Origin of the sequence: Nitrosophilus labii (genome assembly GCF_014466985.1) — a bacterium.
GTDB lineage: Bacteria > Campylobacterota > Campylobacteria > Campylobacterales > Nitratiruptoraceae > Nitrosophilus_A > Nitrosophilus_A labii.
In genome coordinates this window covers 1,370,404-1,384,673 of sequence record NZ_AP022826.1, presented here as the reverse complement: position 1 = coordinate 1,384,673, position 14,270 = coordinate 1,370,404, and the positions used below count along the sequence as shown (strand labels likewise).

Below are 14,270 nucleotides of genomic sequence, written 5' to 3'. Positions count from 1 at the left end.
AAGGAGGTGATATGGTAGGAAGAATGGTAGGAAGAAGAGTTGGGATTATAGGAGCGGGAGCAGTTGGGGCAACTGCTGCTTATTCACTTGCGTTTACGGGTACTTGTCATGAGATACTTTTATATGATATTGTTCCAGAGGTTGCTATAGGAAAAGCGATAGATATAAGCCAATCTACAAACTACTCTCCAAGAGGAACAGTTGTTAGAGGCGTAGTAAAACCTGAAGAAGTTAAAGATTGTGATGTGGTTGTTATTACTGCAGGAGTTCCAAGAAAAAAAGATATGACAAGGATGCAGTTACTTGATATAAATGCAAAGATTGTAAAAGAGGTAGCGCAAAATATAAAGAAGTATTCTCCAAATGCTATAGTTTTAGTAGTTTCAAATCCTTTAGATGTTATGACTTATGTGGCGTTTAGAGTTTTAGGATGGGAGAGAAATAGAGTAATTGGTATGGGTGGAGCATTAGATAGAGCAAGAATGGCTTATCAAATATATCAAAAGATAGGTTTTGGTATGAGTCAAGTTAGACCTATGGTAATAGGTAACCATGGTGAAGATATGATACCGTATCCAGAAATAACAAGTATAGCCGGCGTTCCTTTGCCACAACTTTTAAGTGAAGAGGATATGGAAGATATTATCCAAAAGACAAAACAAGGGGGAGCAGAGATTGTAAAATATCTAAAAACTTCAGCATTTTACGCACCGGGAAGAGCAGTTTCAGTTATGGTTGAAGCGATTTTAAGTGATGAGGAGAAAGTAATTCCAAGTTGTGTCTATTTAGATGGTGAGTATGGACATAAAGATGTTACAATTGGCGTACCATGCGTCATCGGCGCTAAAGGGGTTAATAAAATTATTGAGATAGAACTCGAGCCAAAAATAAAAGAGAAATTTGATAAAGCTGTTCAAAGCGTTAAAAGTGCAATTGTAATGTTAGAAGATAGCGGATTTTTTGAAAGTCTATAACTTCAAGCATTTGCTTGAAGTTTATGATATAAGTTAGCAAGTAAAGTGAATAGAGCCTAAAAAATAGTGTATTATAATTTTTTCTTTTTATACAAAAACCTCATAATAATATCATCTTCTCACAAAATAATGGTACATTAAAAGGTACATTAAAATTATAGTAATATAATATAAAAAAATTGGTTCAAGAAGGCTTTATTTTGTTGAGTAAAAACTCATAATCAATATGAAAATTTTAAGAAAATTTGTATAAAAGCGAATAAAAAATTATGATTTAAAAAAATTATTTTGGTGAGAAGTTACAATTAAAATTTATAAAGTAAAAATATAAAATTTTTTTAAGAATATATATGTAATTAAGCTTTACTAATAAACAAAAAAAGAGTTTTAAATGAGATTTTTGTTGCTATTTTTAATCATTTTTAATCTTTTCGCAAATGAGGAGATTTATAAAGCTTTTGAGGATGAGATAAAAAGAACTAGCTTAGATTTTGAAATATTAGATAAAACTTATGCTACATATAACTTTATAGGCGGATTTGCTGATGGAGAATATAGACTAAAATCATATAAAATAACTCCTATCAAAGATAACGTTTACAAGTTAGAATTGCGCTTTGTTAAGAAAAAGGGGATACTTAGATACTATCAAGATCCGATATTGTACTTTTGGTATAAAGATAATAAAATAGTCTTTTTAAGCGATAGAGGAAAATATAGATTTACTTTTTCTAAACCGCCTATTAAAATAAAAAAGCTAAAAGACGGTTATGAGGTAGTAAGTTCAAAAAGAGTTTATACTTTCAAAATTCCCGTAAACAGCGGTGAAGTGGTTCTTAAAATTCGTAAATAGAGTAAGGATGTGTTATGAAAAAGTGGGTTTTGCTTATTATGACAGTTAGTTTGCTGTTTGCAAGTGAGTGTAAAGAGGTAAAAGAGGTTTTAAAACAGGATTTTGAGTCAACAAAAATAGGAGATATTCCCGAAGGTTGGATGATGGGCGCTACAGGCCAAAAAAGTCTTGGTATCTGGGAAGTGGTTGAGGGAAAAAGTGTATATATGAGATATCCAAGAGGAAGCAGTGGTGAACAGTTTAATCTTTTATATACCAAAGATGTATATTTTTTAAACGGCGCTATTGAAGCGAAAATTAAAGCCGATAAGGGAAGAGAGAATCAAGGAGGAGCGATTATATGGAGAATGAGAGATAGAAAAAACTACTATATAGCTATGATAGATCCTTTAAACAAAGAATTTATACTCAAGGCCTTAAAAAACGGCGAATCTAAAAAGATATACTCTAAAAAAATTGATCTTAAAGATGGTTGGCAAAGATTAAGAGTTGTTTTTTGCGACGATGAGATTGAAGTTTTTTTAAACGGAAAAAAGATAGCCGATATTAAAGATAGTACTATAACCCACAGCGGCGGGGCTGGAATTTTGACAAAAGCCGATGCAAAAACATTTTTTGACGAGATTGAGATAAAAGTTTTTAAGTAGAGTCACCAAGGAACTTTTATGATAAATCCAAAATTTTTATATCTTCTTTTTTCTACTGCAAGCATTGACAGATGGAACGATCAGATAAGACCGGTTGATTTTGTAGAACTTGATAAACAGTCTCATAAAATGGTTATTGCCTGGCTTTTAGGTAGAATAGAGGAGAGTGAAAACTCAGTATCTATAGATTGGCGAAGGCTTATTGATTATGGTGTGGTAGAGTTTATGTATAGAGCCGTAGTAACGGATCTAAAGCCTCCTGTGTTTCATTATCTTCAAAAACATAAGAAAAAAGAGCTTGATGAATATGTTAAAAAAGTTTTGTTTGAGATTGTTGATGACAAAGTAAAAAGCAAATTTGAAGATTATATCTCTTCCAATCCGCAGGAGTTAGAGAGAAGGGTGCTAAACGCGGCTCACTTTTTGGCTAGTAGATGGGAGTTTGGGATCATTTACGATTTTTATCCAAAAGCCGTAGGTGTACAAGAGATAAAAGAGAAAATCGACTCTCAAGTTGAAGATTATCTGGATTTGACGGGTGTTAGGAGACTAGAACTTGGTATAAAAAGCAAAAGTTTTCTTGAAATCTGTGCGATGCTTAGATTTCAAAAAAGGTGGGCAAAAACTCCAAGAATCCCTCAAACCTCCGTTTTGGGACATATGTTTTTTGTAGCTGTTTTAACATATCTTTTAAGTATTGAGTACGGCGCTTGTGATAAAAAGTTTTACAACAATTTTTTTACCGCTTTATTTCACGATTTAGCCGAAGCTCTTACGAGAGATATCATAAGCCCGGTTAAATATGGAGTAGAAGGGCTTGATAAGATTTTAAAAGAGTATGAAGAGAGAGTTATTGAAGAGAGGCTTCTTCCTCTTTTGCCTCCTTATCTTAGAGAAGAGATGGGGTACTTTATAAAAGATGAGTTTAGCGACAGAATATTTGTTGATGGTGTTTTGGAAAAAGTGGAAGATAAAGAGCTTATGATAAAAAAATACAATACAGACAGTTATAACGGTGTTGACGGCTCTTTGATAAAAGTTGCCGATCACTTGGGAGCTTTTATAGAGGCCGCCGCCTCCATTCATAACGGTGTGGATCCTGTTGAGCTAAAAAATGCAAAATCCGGACTTTTGAAAAAATATAAAGGTTTTAAGATCTACGATATAGATATCGAAGAGATATTAATAGGTCTTGAAAAGGGAATATAGTTTACTCCACTATTTCGGCCTCTATAGTCTCTTTCGGTTTTTTATCTAAAAAGTCGGCTTTTATTCTAAAAAATTGGTGAGCTAAAACAGAAACGAAATATACTTGCAAAAGCATACCCGCAAAAGGGATTAGAGATATTAGATATAAGATAAACGTTGATCCTAAAATCTCCTTTTTTCTCTCATTCAGTACTCTTTGAAGCTCCTCTTTGGTTAAGATCTCTCCTCCCACATCAAGAGTCAACAAAGATGAAAAGAGATAATAAAAAGGGATATTTAAAGCTATGAGATTTAAAAGCGGTATAAAATATAAAAATATTGATATAAAAAAAACAGCTATAAATTTCAAGATAGATTTAACACTCAATACTATATATGAGATAAAATCTACTCCTCCCTCTTTTGGTATGTAAGAGTAGTGTCTTTTGTGAATCTCTTTTACGATTATAGGCGTAAAGAAACCTACTATGATAAGCGCTACGGCCGTAGATGCCAAAATCGCAAGTCCTGTTCCCAATATTCCAAAAATAACTCCCGTTATTGCGTGGAAAATAAAACTTCCCGCAATTGTCGAGATTATAGGGTATTCTTGTACAAACTCTTTGATTTGGGGATCGTTGATAGCATCCGGATTTTGGCTAAGTTGATTTAGTATATCGAAAAATTCGCTTCCTGCTCCGAAAATTAGACCTGAAAAGATAAGCAAAGTTATAAAAAAGGGTGCTAACGTCAAAGTTAGAAATTTTGTTGTCATAAAATCTTCAAATGCCGCAACGAAAATGTTTTTTTGCATAAATTCCGCCTTTGTAATAAAATAATACTCAAACTAATTTTAGAGGTGCCCTAAAGGAACTAAATTGAGTATACTGATAATTTTACCAAAAGTTACTGATGATAAAGAGTTTATAAAACAACTAAAAAAACTTAAACTAAAAAAGAGCGATATAAAAACCACATATCATGCAAACGGTTATACTCTTATAGTTTTAAAAAAGAGAGTAAAGATAAAGCCTCCTAAAAACATTATACCTACACGTGAAGAAGAGGAGGAGATAAAAAGTATACATCAGTTCGTGGAGGAAAATAAATATCTTATAGAGCTTGAAAGGGTTGCCGAAATATCTCAGCAAATAAATGAGATAAAAGGTTTTAGCGGATATGAGCGAGAGATTTTCGGAAGGGCAGTTTTAGATCTAAAAGGACAAAAACAGCCTAAAAGATTAAATCTTTATTTTGTTAAGTTTGGAAGAAACAGATCTATAGATACAGAAATCAGTTCAGGCGATATAGTTTTAATAAGTAGAGGCGAACCTTTAAAAAGCGATATAACAGGAACGGTTAGTGAAGTTAAAAAACATTTTATTACGGTGGCTTTTGAAAATAATCCTCCTAAATGGGTCTATTTGCCTGGAATCAGAATAGATCTATATATAAACGATATAACATTTAAAAGAATGGAAGAGAATCTTGAAGAATTAAGAGACGCTAGTGGGAGAAAAAGATATCTTAGAAACATAGCTTTAGGTCTTAAAGAGCCCTCACAATCCTTAAAATCTGACTTCGAAGTTTTCAACCAAAACTTGAACGGATCGCAAAAAGAGGCAGTTAGTTTTGCTATTGGAAGCAAGGAACTATTTTTGATACATGGACCTCCTGGAACCGGAAAAACTAGTACACTTATAGAGATAATTTTACAGGAAGTAAAGAGAAAAAATAGAGTCTTAGCCGTAGCCGATTCCAACACGGCGGTTGACAATATGCTACAAAGACTAGCCGATAAAGATATCTCTTTAGTAAGGATAGGTCATCCTGCTAGGATATTGTCCGAACTTGAAGAGTTTTCAATCCATGCTAAATATGAAAAGAGTTTCGAAGCTGAAGCGATAAAAAAGGGTTGGGAAGAAGTAGCGCTGTTAGTCAAAAAAAGAGAGGAGTTTAGCAAACCGACACAAGCAAGAAGCAGGGGAATGAGTTATGATAGGATTTTAACGCTTGCTGCTAGGGGAAAAAGCCAAAGAGGTATCAGTGTTCAGACTATGCAGTCTATGGCAAAGTGGATAAAATATGACAGGAAAATAGAGTCGCTAGTAAGCTCTTTGAGACTTGAAGAGGAGGAGGCTTATAAAAAGATTATAAAAACTTGCGACGTTGTTTTGGCTACAAACTCAATGGTTATGAGCGAAATGCTCAAATCCTTTGAGTTTGATGTGGCAGTGATTGATGAAGGAAGTCAACAGATAATCCCTTCTAGTTTAATTCCTATAATGCGCTCAAATAGATTCATTATAGCTGGAGATCATAAACAGCTCCCTCCAACAGTAGTCAGTGAGGAGGCTAAAAAACTTAAAATTTCGCTTTTTGAAAAGTTGATAGAGTCTCATAAAAATCTATCAAAAATGTTAAAAGTTCAATACAGGATGAATGAAAAAATAATGGGCTTTTCAAATAAGATGTTTTATAACGGTGAGTTGGTTGCCGATGAAAGTGTAAAAAATCATACATTGGCAGATTTTGAGTTAAAAGAGCCAACTAAATATGAAGATATTTTAGATGTTAAAGAGCCTTTGGTTTTTTTAGATACAAAAGGTATAGAAGCTGCAGAGAGCTTACCGGATAGATCAACAAGTTATGAGAATGTAAAAGAGGCAGAGATAGTAGTTGATTTGGTAAAAGAGTTGTTAAATATGGGGATGAAAGAAGAGGATATTGGCGTAATATCTCCATATTTATCTCAAGTTAAGAGAATAAAACAGGTTTTAAGTGAAGATGAGATTTTAACTGAAGTTAAAAGTGTTGACGGTTTTCAAGGAAGAGAAAAAGAAGTTATTATTATCAGTTTTGTTAGAAGCAACGAAGAGGGCAAAATAGGTTTTTTGAAAGATTTAAGGCGATTAAATGTGGCTATAACGAGAGCTAAAAGAAAACTTATCTGTATAGGAGATAGCACTACATTGAGTAAAGAGGAGATATATAAACAGTTTTTGGAGTATATAAAAGAGGAGGGAAAAGTAGTTAATGTTTATTAGTATATTGGTGTATTTGGAATTAGGAATTAGTAATTAGATTATTTGGTATATTGGGTTATTGGTTAAAAGTGTTAAATATGTTGAGTAGTTAAAATAATTTATAAAATTCAATTCAAAAACTCAACTACTCAACCATTTTCAATGAATTATTACCACTAATTCCCAATTCCAAATTCCTAATGCCACTATTTTATAAAGGAATCAAATGAAAAAACTTGAGAATTTACAGGATATTGAAAAAGAGATTTTGCAAAATGATGCAGTTTTGCTTTATGTGAGTGCACCAAATTGTAACGTATGCGAAGTTTTGAAACCCAAAATCGAAGAGCTTTTTTCAAAAGAATTTCCCAAAGTTGTTCTATTTGAGACAAATATAGCCGATGTATCGGAAGTTGGAAGCAAGTTTAATATTTTTAGTGCTCCCGCGATTCTTATATTTTTTGATAATAAAGAGTTTGCTAGAGTTGGAAGAAACGTTAGTTTGACTTTACTTAAAGATAAAATTGAAAAGATTTATAATCTCTATTTTGGATAAAATAGTATATTAAGTAGATTTTATTTAAACTTACTACTCGTTAATTATCGAATAAAAAGATTCGGAAAGATAGTATGAGGATTTTGACGGCTCTTATTTTGATAATTTTTCTCTATGGATGTGGAGGAGGCGGAAGCGTTGAGAGCGACCCAGAGATTGATTGGTACAGACCGGATGTAAATACAACTTGGCATTGGCAACTACAAGGTACAATTAACTTAGATTATAATGTAGAGTTATATGATATCGATTTATTTGATACTAGCGAAGAAATTATAGAAACATTGCATAATCAAGGGAAAAAGGTTATTTGCTATTTTAGTGCAGGTAGTTATGAAAATTGGAGAGAAGATGCTTATAAATTTCCTAAAGAGGCTATTGGAAACGATTTGGATGGTTGGGAAGGTGAAAAATGGTTAGATATTAGAAATTCTACTGTAAGAGAGATTATGCAGGAGAGATTGGATATCGCTAAAAATAAAGGGTGTGACGGGGTTGAACCAGATAATGTAGATAGCTATATAAATAATACGGGATTTGGATTAACGTATGAAGATCAGTTGGAATATAACAAATTTTTGGCGCAGGAAGCGCATTTAAGAGGGCTTTCTATAGGTTTAAAAAATGATTTAATGCAAATAAACGATTTAGTGGATTATTTCGATTTTGCATTAAATGAGCAGTGCCATGAGTTTAATGAGTGTGAGTTCTTAACTCCGTTTATTCAAAAAGGTAAGCCTGTTTTTAATGTCGAATATGCGCAAATATATGTTATAGATGAACAAGAAAGAGCAAAGTTGTGTCAAAAAGCAAGAGATGAAAATTTTAGAACTTTGATTTTACCTAAGGATTTAGATGATAGTTTTAGATTCGAGTGTAATTAAAAAATTTTTTCCACATATTCTATTAATTATATATGTTGTTTTGTTTTTACTTTGTTCTGTCAATCCCAAGGATAAGACCGTTTGGATAGCGGAAAATCTAACGGTATTGTTAGTAGTGTTGCCTCTAGTTTTTACATATAAAAAATTTAGATTTTCAAATATCGCTTATTTTTTGATGAGTATATGGATCTATATGCACACTATAGGGGGACATTATACTTTTAAAGACGTTCCTTTTGATTTTGTCAACAATCTTTTTGGCTGGGAGAGAAACAATTATGATCGTATAGCCCATTTTAGCGTGGGTTTTTACGCTTATGCAATAGCTGAGTTTTTAGATAGAAAAAAACTCGTTAATTCAAATGTTATTATGTTTTTGTTTCCTATATTTTCTATTTTTACGGTTGCGGCCATATATGAGATCATTGAGTGGTTAGCGGTTATATATATGGACCCTGAAGCGGGACTAGATTATGTGAGTGCTCAAGGAGATATTTGGGACGCTCAAAAAGATATGTTATCTGACGGGTTGGGATCGATATTTGCCACAAGTTTATATTTTTTTATTAGAAAGAAGGAGACAAAGTAAAAATAAATTTTTGTCTCCTTGTTTATAAGTTTAAAATTTAAACACCTCTTTTTTCAATATAAACGGTTTATTTGCAACTTCCACATTTTCAAGTTTGAGTTTTTTAACCATCGGAGGTTTTACCAACTTGTATCCTAATACGGCTACGATCTTATCTCCTTTTTGTAGTTTAAAGCCATATTTTAAGACTCTCTTTTCATTCTCTTTTATCATCGTGTCTTTTACAACCTCTTTTGCTAGCCAAGGAGGTGTGGGTTTTCCGTCGGCCCCTATTACTCTTACAAAAGTCTCTTTTTTCTCAAAAACTTTTTTTCCATTTCTTATAACAGATACTTTTAAAAACGCGACTCTTAAAGGATGAAGCAAAAGATCGTGAGGGACTTTGGAATTTACTGCTATTTCAAAATCTCTAAGTTTTGGCAAAAACTCAATATCTATATATTTTCTTAGTTTATCGTTATGAGCATGAGTTCCGGCAAAACCATGGAAGGTGTGCGTTTTTGTTTCTCTTAAAGTAGAAACGGAACCTTTGACTTTTGGCATGTGACAGCTAACGCAGTTTGCGTTCTCTATCTCTCTATTTTCATTTGTTGAACAGACGTTAAGGCCAAATCTGTTTCTTTTATGAGAGTGGCAACCCATACAGACATTACCTTTTAAAAAGTTTTGGTTTGAGGTGTCAATCTCATGATAAGGAGACTTTATGTGATCTTTTAAAGTTCCAAAATATTTTTTTGGCTCTTTTGAGATTATGTTTGTGTTTGTTTTAAGCCCCTCTTTTATCTCTTTTATTCTGTGACAATAGGCGCATGAGATAGCTTCGTTTTGAGTTTTACTGTTTTTATCGGGCAATATGCCGTTTTTTGGCGTTATTAATTCTTTTAAATTATCCGCTGCTGGAGTGTGGCATTTTGCACAGTCGTAGGACTCTTTCTTTTTTGCGGGGTGAATATCCCAAACGGCCTTATGGATAGGATCTTTAAAGATAGTGGAGTTTGCGTGCATACTACTTTGAAACTCTTCAAATATCAGCGGGTGACATGATTTACAATCTTCGTTAGGGGCAAATTTATGATTTGCAAAAGTTGAAGCTAAGAAGGCCAAAAAAAGCAAATACTTCTTCATACTTAATCCTTTTATTGTTTATAATAATCATTTTCATAATAATATTTTATAAAAAAAGAGTTTATAGCTATTTCAAATTTTCAAATTAATTATTCGTAACCTCTCTCTTTTCTTTTTCTTTCAATCTCTTCTCTTCTTTTTACGGCCTCGTTTGAAGGTGTTTGAGGATTGCTAAATATCGCTTTTCCATATAGTACACATCCTTTGTCGCCAGGATCGCACTTTTTTTTGAGTAAATCACAATATTCGCCTATCTGATAAGAACATGTCCAACCGCTCATATCGCTCCTTTACTGTTTAGTTTGATAATGAGATAGTTGAATATCTAAAAGAGTTAGATTTAGTTGAGTAGTTAAATGTTGTAACATAAACCTGTTATACAACTATTTAACTATTAAATCATTTAGTCAATCTCTTATGATATAATACCAAAAAACTTAAAAGAGGTTGAAATGAAAAAAGCTTTATTGGCAAGTTCTGTTTTAGCGATACTTTTTTTTGCGGGTTGTACCCAAGAGACTCAAAATAAACTAGGACGAGCCATAGTCAACTGGACTGGAACCAACGGTGTTTTGGATGTGTATAGCGGAGGAAAACTAGTAAAGAGATTTATACAGATAGACAAAATATCCACAGCTTATGGTACTAGCGACAATAGACCTAGGCCTTACAGGTACGGTTACGGATATATTGATGAGAATTTTAACTATAAAGTTGATTCCGGAGAAAAAAAAGTCTATTTTGAGTTTAGCGACTACTCTACAAATTATATCTTTTATGAAAACCCTAATAGGTAAAAATAGAAAGTGATTTTATATATTCACGGTTTTAAAAGCTGCGGCAAGGGAAATAAAAGTGATGCTTTAAGAAGATATTTTGGAGAAAAAAAGATCTTAGCTCCAAATCTTCCTGTTTCGCCAAAAGAGGCTATAGATTTTTTATCTAACATGATAAATCAAAACGATATAGAACTGATTGTAGGCTCTTCGTTAGGCGGATTTTATGCTATCTACTTAGCCGAAAAGTTTGATAAAAAAGCAGTTCTTATAAATCCTTCTTTAAAACCGTATATAACTTTATATCCTTATATAGGGAAAAATAGCAAATTTTGCGACGGTATGGAATTTTTTTGGAAAGAAGAGTATATAAAAGAGCTAATAAATCTAAAAGTAGATAAAGTTAATTTATCAAGATATCTGGTTTTACTTCACAGCAAAGATGAGATTTTAAACTATCAAGAGACTCTAAACTTTTTTATAGGTGCAAAAGTTGTAGTAGAGTATGGTGGAAACCATAGATTTGAAAATATTGAAGATTATTTATGTATGATAGATAGATTCCGATATTAAAAAGGGAAATGATGGATGTGATAGAGCTTTTTAAAAAACTTCTTTCATTTAAATCTATTACTCCTAACGACGATGGAAGTTTGGATTTTATAAGAGAGTACTTAAAAGATTTTAAAGCTATATGGATAAACAAAGAAGATGTAAAAAATCTTTTTTTATATAAAAAATTCGGTGATGGGGAGCATCTCTGTTTTGGAGGGCATGTAGACGTGGTTCCTCCAGGAGTTGGATGGGAGAGTGATCCTTTTGTGCCGATAGAAAAAGATGGAAAGATATACGCAAGAGGTGCCCAAGATATGAAAAGTGGCGTCGCGGCCTTCGTACAAGCTGTAAAAGAGACAAAAAAATTTAATGGTACTTTGTCTTTGCTTTTAACAAGTGACGAAGAGGGTGAAGCCAAGTATGGTACTCTGCTTGCGTTAAAAAAACTAAAAGAACTAGAGTTGATTCCAGATTTTGCTATAGTAGCTGAACCTACTTGTGAAGAGGTATTTGGAGATGCTATTAAAATCGGCAGACGAGGTTCCATTAACGGCGTTATAGAAGTGATAGGTAAACAAGGACATGCGGCATATCCGGAAAAAGCCGTAAACCCAATACATGCCGTAGCAAAAATACTTCCTAATATAGCGGGAACAAATCTTGATGATGGAGATGACTTTTTTGCACCTAGTAAATTTGTTATTACCGATATTAGAGCCGGTATGGAAGTTACGAACGTAACGCCAGGAAAACTTAAGATGATGTTCAATGTAAGAAACTCTACTAAAACTACTTTAAAAGATGTAGAAGAGTTTATGTATAAAAATTTTGATAAAACAAACTATACACTTAAGCTTTCACAAAGCGCAAAACCGTTTATGACGGATCCAGACAGCAAAATAGTAAAACTACTAGATAGCTCAATCCAAAAAATCTGTTCAATAAAACCTAAATACTCTACGGCGGGTGGAACAAGTGACGCAAGATTTTTTGGTGAATTTGGAGTTAAAACGGTAGAGTTTGGAGTAGTAAACGATACCATCCACGCTCCAAACGAAAGATGTGGCAAAGAAGAAGTTATAAAACTTTATGAAGTATTCAAAGAGATTTTAAGATGTTTCTAAAAGATGGCCGAAACCATCTTTTAGTGAGTAGTATTGTTGTCTGTCGTTGCGTTTTGATCTATATTTTCTGACTGTACAGTTAAAGTAGCGTTTGACTCTTGTTGTTCAACCGTTTCTGTTTTGGTTGGTTGCGAGTTGACTTCTTGGGCTGTACTTTGCTGACTCTCCTCTTTTGCTGGAGAACACTCTTTGAGTTTTGTTTCAAGTTCATCAATCTTATCTTCAAGCTCCATAATTTTGTCATCCATTTTAGATATGGCTTCTACGTTAGCTCCATATTCGTAAACTAGTTCTCCTCCATCTTTTCCCTGTTTCAAAGTAATGCCTATAAAAACTAATAAGGCAACCATGTAAACCGCTTGTGCTGCATCTTTTTTTATAGCCATAGATAGAAGCTTCAATAAAAATACAAACACAGTTGCATAAACTAGATACATACCTATCGTTTTATGAAGCTTTAGCTCTTCCTGACCTTCTGGAGACAAAAGTGAAAATGCATGAGATCCGTCTGCTTTACCTGCGAAAAAAGCTGCTGTAAATATGAAAATAACGAAAAATAGAAAACTTGATGTTATTATATTTAGATAAGGCCTTTTAATAAAAAGATTAACGATTTCTAGTATAAGTATAATGATAGGAAGCGTAATTGCAAAATGTACCGTAACCGGATGTAGAAGAATCGGCAGCTCAAAAGGCAGTTTTATAGTATCTAAAAAGTTTAAAAACTCCATGGCAAGTCCTTTATAATGTTGGATTTTAGTTTATTTTATCATAAAAAGTTTATTTTTATCTTGATTTTATAAATTTTTTTTATTTGGAAGAGTATTGAGAGATCGAACTACTATTTTGTTTTATCTTCTGTTTTTTTATTGAAATTGTTCCGTTTTTTGATAAAATTTTATAGTTTAATAAAGCTAAATAAAGGAAAAAGAAGATGGAGTATATTCAGACTGATAATGCACCTGCAGCCATAGGGCCGTATTCTCAAGCTATTAAAGTTGGTAACTTTATTTACACATCGGGACAGATAGCTCTTACTCCAGAAGGTGAGATGAGAGAGAATGATATAGAGATTCAAACTGAACAAGTGCTGACTAATCTTAAAAATGTTTTGGAAGCTGCGGGCAGTTCTTTAGATAAAGTTATAAAAACAACGATTTTTTTAGCAGATATGGATGACTTTGCGAAGGTAAACGAGATTTACGCTAAATTTTTTGGAACTCATAAACCTGCAAGAAGTACCGTAGCAGTTAAAACATTACCTAAAAACGCTCTTGTTGAGATAGAAGCTATAGCTTTAATTTAAACATAACTTAAACTAGTTTTTGATAATATTCGCCATCAAAATGTCTAAAAGGCTAAAAAAACGCAAGAGGGTTGGAAGATGTATGCAATCATAAAAAACGGCGGCAAGCAGTATAAAGTCAAAGAGGGTGATATTATATGCTTTGACAAAATGGGTCTTGAGCCGAAAACCAAAGTTGAATTTAAAGAGGTTTTGGCTATAAACGACGGTGAACTAAAAGTTGGTACTCCTTTCGTTGAAGGGGCTAAAGTAGAGGGCGAAGTGATCAACGAAGGTAGAGGAAAGAAGATTATAATCTTTAAAAAGAGAAGAAGAAAAGACTCTAAACTTAAAAGAGGTTTTAGAAGAGATTTTACAAGAGTAAAAATAACAAAAATAGCTTAAGGAGTAATTTATGGCTCACAAGAAAGGTCAAGGTAGTACCCAGAATAACCGTGATAGTGCCGGTAGAAGACTGGGAGTGAAAAAATACGGTGGAGAGTTTGTAAGAGCCGGAAATATTATCATAAGACAAAGAGGAACGAAAGTTCACCCAGGAAATAATGTTGGTATGGGAAAAGATCATACTATTTTCGCTCTTATAGACGGCTACGTAAAATTTGAAAGAAAAGATAAAAAGAGACAAAAAGTTTCTGTTTATCCCGCATGATTTTGGGCTTTTGCCCAA

At 33.1% G+C, this 14,270-nt stretch carries 18 protein-coding genes; 14 read left to right on the top strand and 4 right to left on the bottom strand.

What is annotated here, in order from left to right; all coding sequences use genetic code 11:
- Positions 1 to 11 precede the first annotated feature (11 nt).
- From NIL_RS06945 to NIL_RS06930, 4 genes are all read left to right on the top strand, one after another.
- The gene (locus tag NIL_RS06945; protein ID WP_246434421.1) at positions 12 to 974 is read left to right on the top strand and encodes a malate dehydrogenase; all 963 of its coding nucleotides are present in this window, start codon (positions 12 to 14) and stop codon (positions 972 to 974) included.
- A 391-nt stretch (positions 975 to 1,365) separates the two neighbouring features.
- The gene (locus NIL_RS06940) at positions 1,366 to 1,827 is read left to right on the top strand and encodes a hypothetical protein (RefSeq protein ID WP_187647081.1); all 462 of its coding nucleotides are present in this window, start codon (positions 1,366 to 1,368) and stop codon (positions 1,825 to 1,827) included.
- Positions 1,828 to 1,841: 14 nt separating this feature from the next.
- Entirely contained in the window at positions 1,842 to 2,474 is a 633-nt protein-coding gene (locus tag NIL_RS06935; RefSeq protein WP_187647080.1) for a 3-keto-alpha-glucoside-1,2-lyase-like domain-containing protein, read from the top strand.
- An 18-nt stretch (positions 2,475 to 2,492) separates the two neighbouring features.
- On the top strand, positions 2,493 to 3,683 hold the full coding sequence (locus NIL_RS06930) for an HD domain-containing protein (RefSeq protein ID WP_246434420.1): 1,191 nt from the start codon (positions 2,493 to 2,495) through the stop codon (positions 3,681 to 3,683).
- 1 nt (position 3,684) lies between these two features.
- Here the strand turns inward: NIL_RS06930 and NIL_RS06925 are convergent, their stop codons facing one another.
- On the bottom strand, positions 3,685 to 4,476 hold the full coding sequence (locus NIL_RS06925) for an EI24 domain-containing protein (RefSeq protein WP_187647079.1): 792 nt from the start codon (positions 4,474 to 4,476) through the stop codon (positions 3,685 to 3,687).
- A 64-nt stretch (positions 4,477 to 4,540) separates the two neighbouring features.
- On the opposite strand from NIL_RS06925, the gene NIL_RS06920 reads away from it, so the two are divergent.
- The 4 genes from NIL_RS06920 (at position 4,541) to NIL_RS06905 (ending at position 8,717) form a co-directional block, all read left to right on the top strand.
- Complete coding sequence (locus NIL_RS06920) at positions 4,541 to 6,709, top strand: IGHMBP2 family helicase (protein WP_197972060.1); 2,169 nt, start codon at positions 4,541 to 4,543, stop codon at positions 6,707 to 6,709.
- A gap of 205 nt (positions 6,710 to 6,914) precedes the next feature.
- Positions 6,915 to 7,244 (top strand): thioredoxin family protein, encoded by a 330-nt coding sequence (locus NIL_RS06915; RefSeq protein ID WP_187647078.1) that lies wholly within the window; start codon positions 6,915 to 6,917, stop codon positions 7,242 to 7,244.
- Between the two features lie 74 nt (positions 7,245 to 7,318).
- Positions 7,319 to 8,128 (top strand): endo alpha-1,4 polygalactosaminidase, encoded by an 810-nt coding sequence (locus tag NIL_RS06910; RefSeq protein WP_187647077.1) that lies wholly within the window; start codon positions 7,319 to 7,321, stop codon positions 8,126 to 8,128.
- Complete coding sequence (locus NIL_RS06905; protein ID WP_187647076.1) at positions 8,100 to 8,717, top strand: DUF2238 domain-containing protein; 618 nt, start codon at positions 8,100 to 8,102, stop codon at positions 8,715 to 8,717. The genes NIL_RS06910 and NIL_RS06905 overlap by 29 nt, the downstream gene beginning before the upstream one ends.
- A 30-nt stretch (positions 8,718 to 8,747) precedes the next feature.
- Here the strand turns inward: NIL_RS06905 and NIL_RS06900 are convergent, their stop codons facing one another.
- On the bottom strand, positions 8,748 to 9,842 hold the full coding sequence (locus NIL_RS06900; protein WP_187647075.1) for a multiheme c-type cytochrome: 1,095 nt from the start codon (positions 9,840 to 9,842) through the stop codon (positions 8,748 to 8,750).
- Positions 9,843 to 9,931: 89 nt separating this feature from the next.
- Positions 9,932 to 10,123: a hypothetical protein gene (locus NIL_RS06895; RefSeq protein ID WP_187647074.1), complete on the bottom strand. Its 192-nt coding sequence runs from the start codon at positions 10,121 to 10,123 to the stop codon at positions 9,932 to 9,934.
- Positions 10,124 to 10,294: 171 nt separating this feature from the next.
- Between NIL_RS06895 and NIL_RS06890 the strand changes: the two genes are divergently transcribed.
- From NIL_RS06890 to dapE, 3 genes are read left to right on the top strand one after another with little or no spacing between them, the layout of a single operon-like run.
- Entirely contained in the window at positions 10,295 to 10,639 is a 345-nt protein-coding gene (locus NIL_RS06890; RefSeq protein WP_187647073.1) for a hypothetical protein, read from the top strand.
- 9 nt (positions 10,640 to 10,648) lie between these two features.
- Positions 10,649 to 11,191, top strand: a complete 543-nt coding sequence (locus NIL_RS06885; RefSeq protein WP_187647072.1) for a YqiA/YcfP family alpha/beta fold hydrolase — start codon at positions 10,649 to 10,651, stop codon at positions 11,189 to 11,191.
- An 11-nt stretch (positions 11,192 to 11,202) separates the two neighbouring features.
- Positions 11,203 to 12,297 carry a succinyl-diaminopimelate desuccinylase gene (gene dapE, locus NIL_RS06880; protein ID WP_187647071.1) on the top strand — a complete coding sequence of 365 codons (1,095 nt, stop codon included), beginning with the start codon at positions 11,203 to 11,205 and terminating at the stop codon, positions 12,295 to 12,297.
- A gap of 20 nt (positions 12,298 to 12,317) precedes the next feature.
- Here the strand turns inward: dapE and NIL_RS06875 are convergent, their stop codons facing one another.
- Positions 12,318 to 13,028: a DUF2231 domain-containing protein gene (locus NIL_RS06875; protein ID WP_187647070.1), complete on the bottom strand. Its 711-nt coding sequence runs from the start codon at positions 13,026 to 13,028 to the stop codon at positions 12,318 to 12,320.
- A gap of 203 nt (positions 13,029 to 13,231) precedes the next feature.
- Between NIL_RS06875 and NIL_RS06870 the strand changes: the two genes are divergently transcribed.
- From NIL_RS06870 to rpmA, 3 genes are all read left to right on the top strand, one after another.
- Complete coding sequence (locus NIL_RS06870; RefSeq protein WP_187647069.1) at positions 13,232 to 13,603, top strand: RidA family protein; 372 nt, start codon at positions 13,232 to 13,234, stop codon at positions 13,601 to 13,603.
- Positions 13,604 to 13,681: 78 nt separating this feature from the next.
- Positions 13,682 to 13,987: a 50S ribosomal protein L21 gene (gene rplU, locus NIL_RS06865; RefSeq protein WP_187647068.1), complete on the top strand. Its 306-nt coding sequence runs from the start codon at positions 13,682 to 13,684 to the stop codon at positions 13,985 to 13,987.
- Between the two features lie 10 nt (positions 13,988 to 13,997).
- On the top strand, positions 13,998 to 14,252 hold the full coding sequence (gene rpmA, locus NIL_RS06860; protein WP_187647067.1) for a 50S ribosomal protein L27: 255 nt from the start codon (positions 13,998 to 14,000) through the stop codon (positions 14,250 to 14,252).
- Positions 14,253 to 14,270: the final 18 nt, after the last annotated feature.

Coding starts and splice junctions, on each gene's coding strand:
- NIL_RS06945 (WP_246434421.1), top strand. CDS start 12: ATGGTAGGAAGAATGGTAGGAAGAAGAGTTGGGATTATAGGAGCGGGA.
- NIL_RS06940 (WP_187647081.1), top strand. CDS start 1,366: ATGAGATTTTTGTTGCTATTTTTAATCATTTTTAATCTTTTCGCAAAT.
- NIL_RS06935 (WP_187647080.1), top strand. CDS start 1,842: ATGAAAAAGTGGGTTTTGCTTATTATGACAGTTAGTTTGCTGTTTGCA.
- NIL_RS06930 (WP_246434420.1), top strand. CDS start 2,493: ATGATAAATCCAAAATTTTTATATCTTCTTTTTTCTACTGCAAGCATT.
- NIL_RS06925 (WP_187647079.1), bottom strand. CDS start 4,476: ATGCAAAAAAACATTTTCGTTGCGGCATTTGAAGATTTTATGACAACA.
- NIL_RS06915 (WP_187647078.1), top strand. CDS start 6,915: ATGAAAAAACTTGAGAATTTACAGGATATTGAAAAAGAGATTTTGCAA.
- NIL_RS06910 (WP_187647077.1), top strand. CDS start 7,319: ATGAGGATTTTGACGGCTCTTATTTTGATAATTTTTCTCTATGGATGT.
- NIL_RS06905 (WP_187647076.1), top strand. CDS start 8,100: ATGATAGTTTTAGATTCGAGTGTAATTAAAAAATTTTTTCCACATATT.
- NIL_RS06900 (WP_187647075.1), bottom strand. CDS start 9,842: ATGAAGAAGTATTTGCTTTTTTTGGCCTTCTTAGCTTCAACTTTTGCA.
- NIL_RS06895 (WP_187647074.1), bottom strand. CDS start 10,123: ATGAGCGGTTGGACATGTTCTTATCAGATAGGCGAATATTGTGATTTA.
- NIL_RS06890 (WP_187647073.1), top strand. CDS start 10,295: ATGAAAAAAGCTTTATTGGCAAGTTCTGTTTTAGCGATACTTTTTTTT.
- dapE (WP_187647071.1), top strand. CDS start 11,203: ATGGATGTGATAGAGCTTTTTAAAAAACTTCTTTCATTTAAATCTATT.
- NIL_RS06875 (WP_187647070.1), bottom strand. CDS start 13,028: ATGGAGTTTTTAAACTTTTTAGATACTATAAAACTGCCTTTTGAGCTG.
- NIL_RS06870 (WP_187647069.1), top strand. CDS start 13,232: ATGGAGTATATTCAGACTGATAATGCACCTGCAGCCATAGGGCCGTAT.
- rplU (WP_187647068.1), top strand. CDS start 13,682: ATGTATGCAATCATAAAAAACGGCGGCAAGCAGTATAAAGTCAAAGAG.
- rpmA (WP_187647067.1), top strand. CDS start 13,998: ATGGCTCACAAGAAAGGTCAAGGTAGTACCCAGAATAACCGTGATAGT.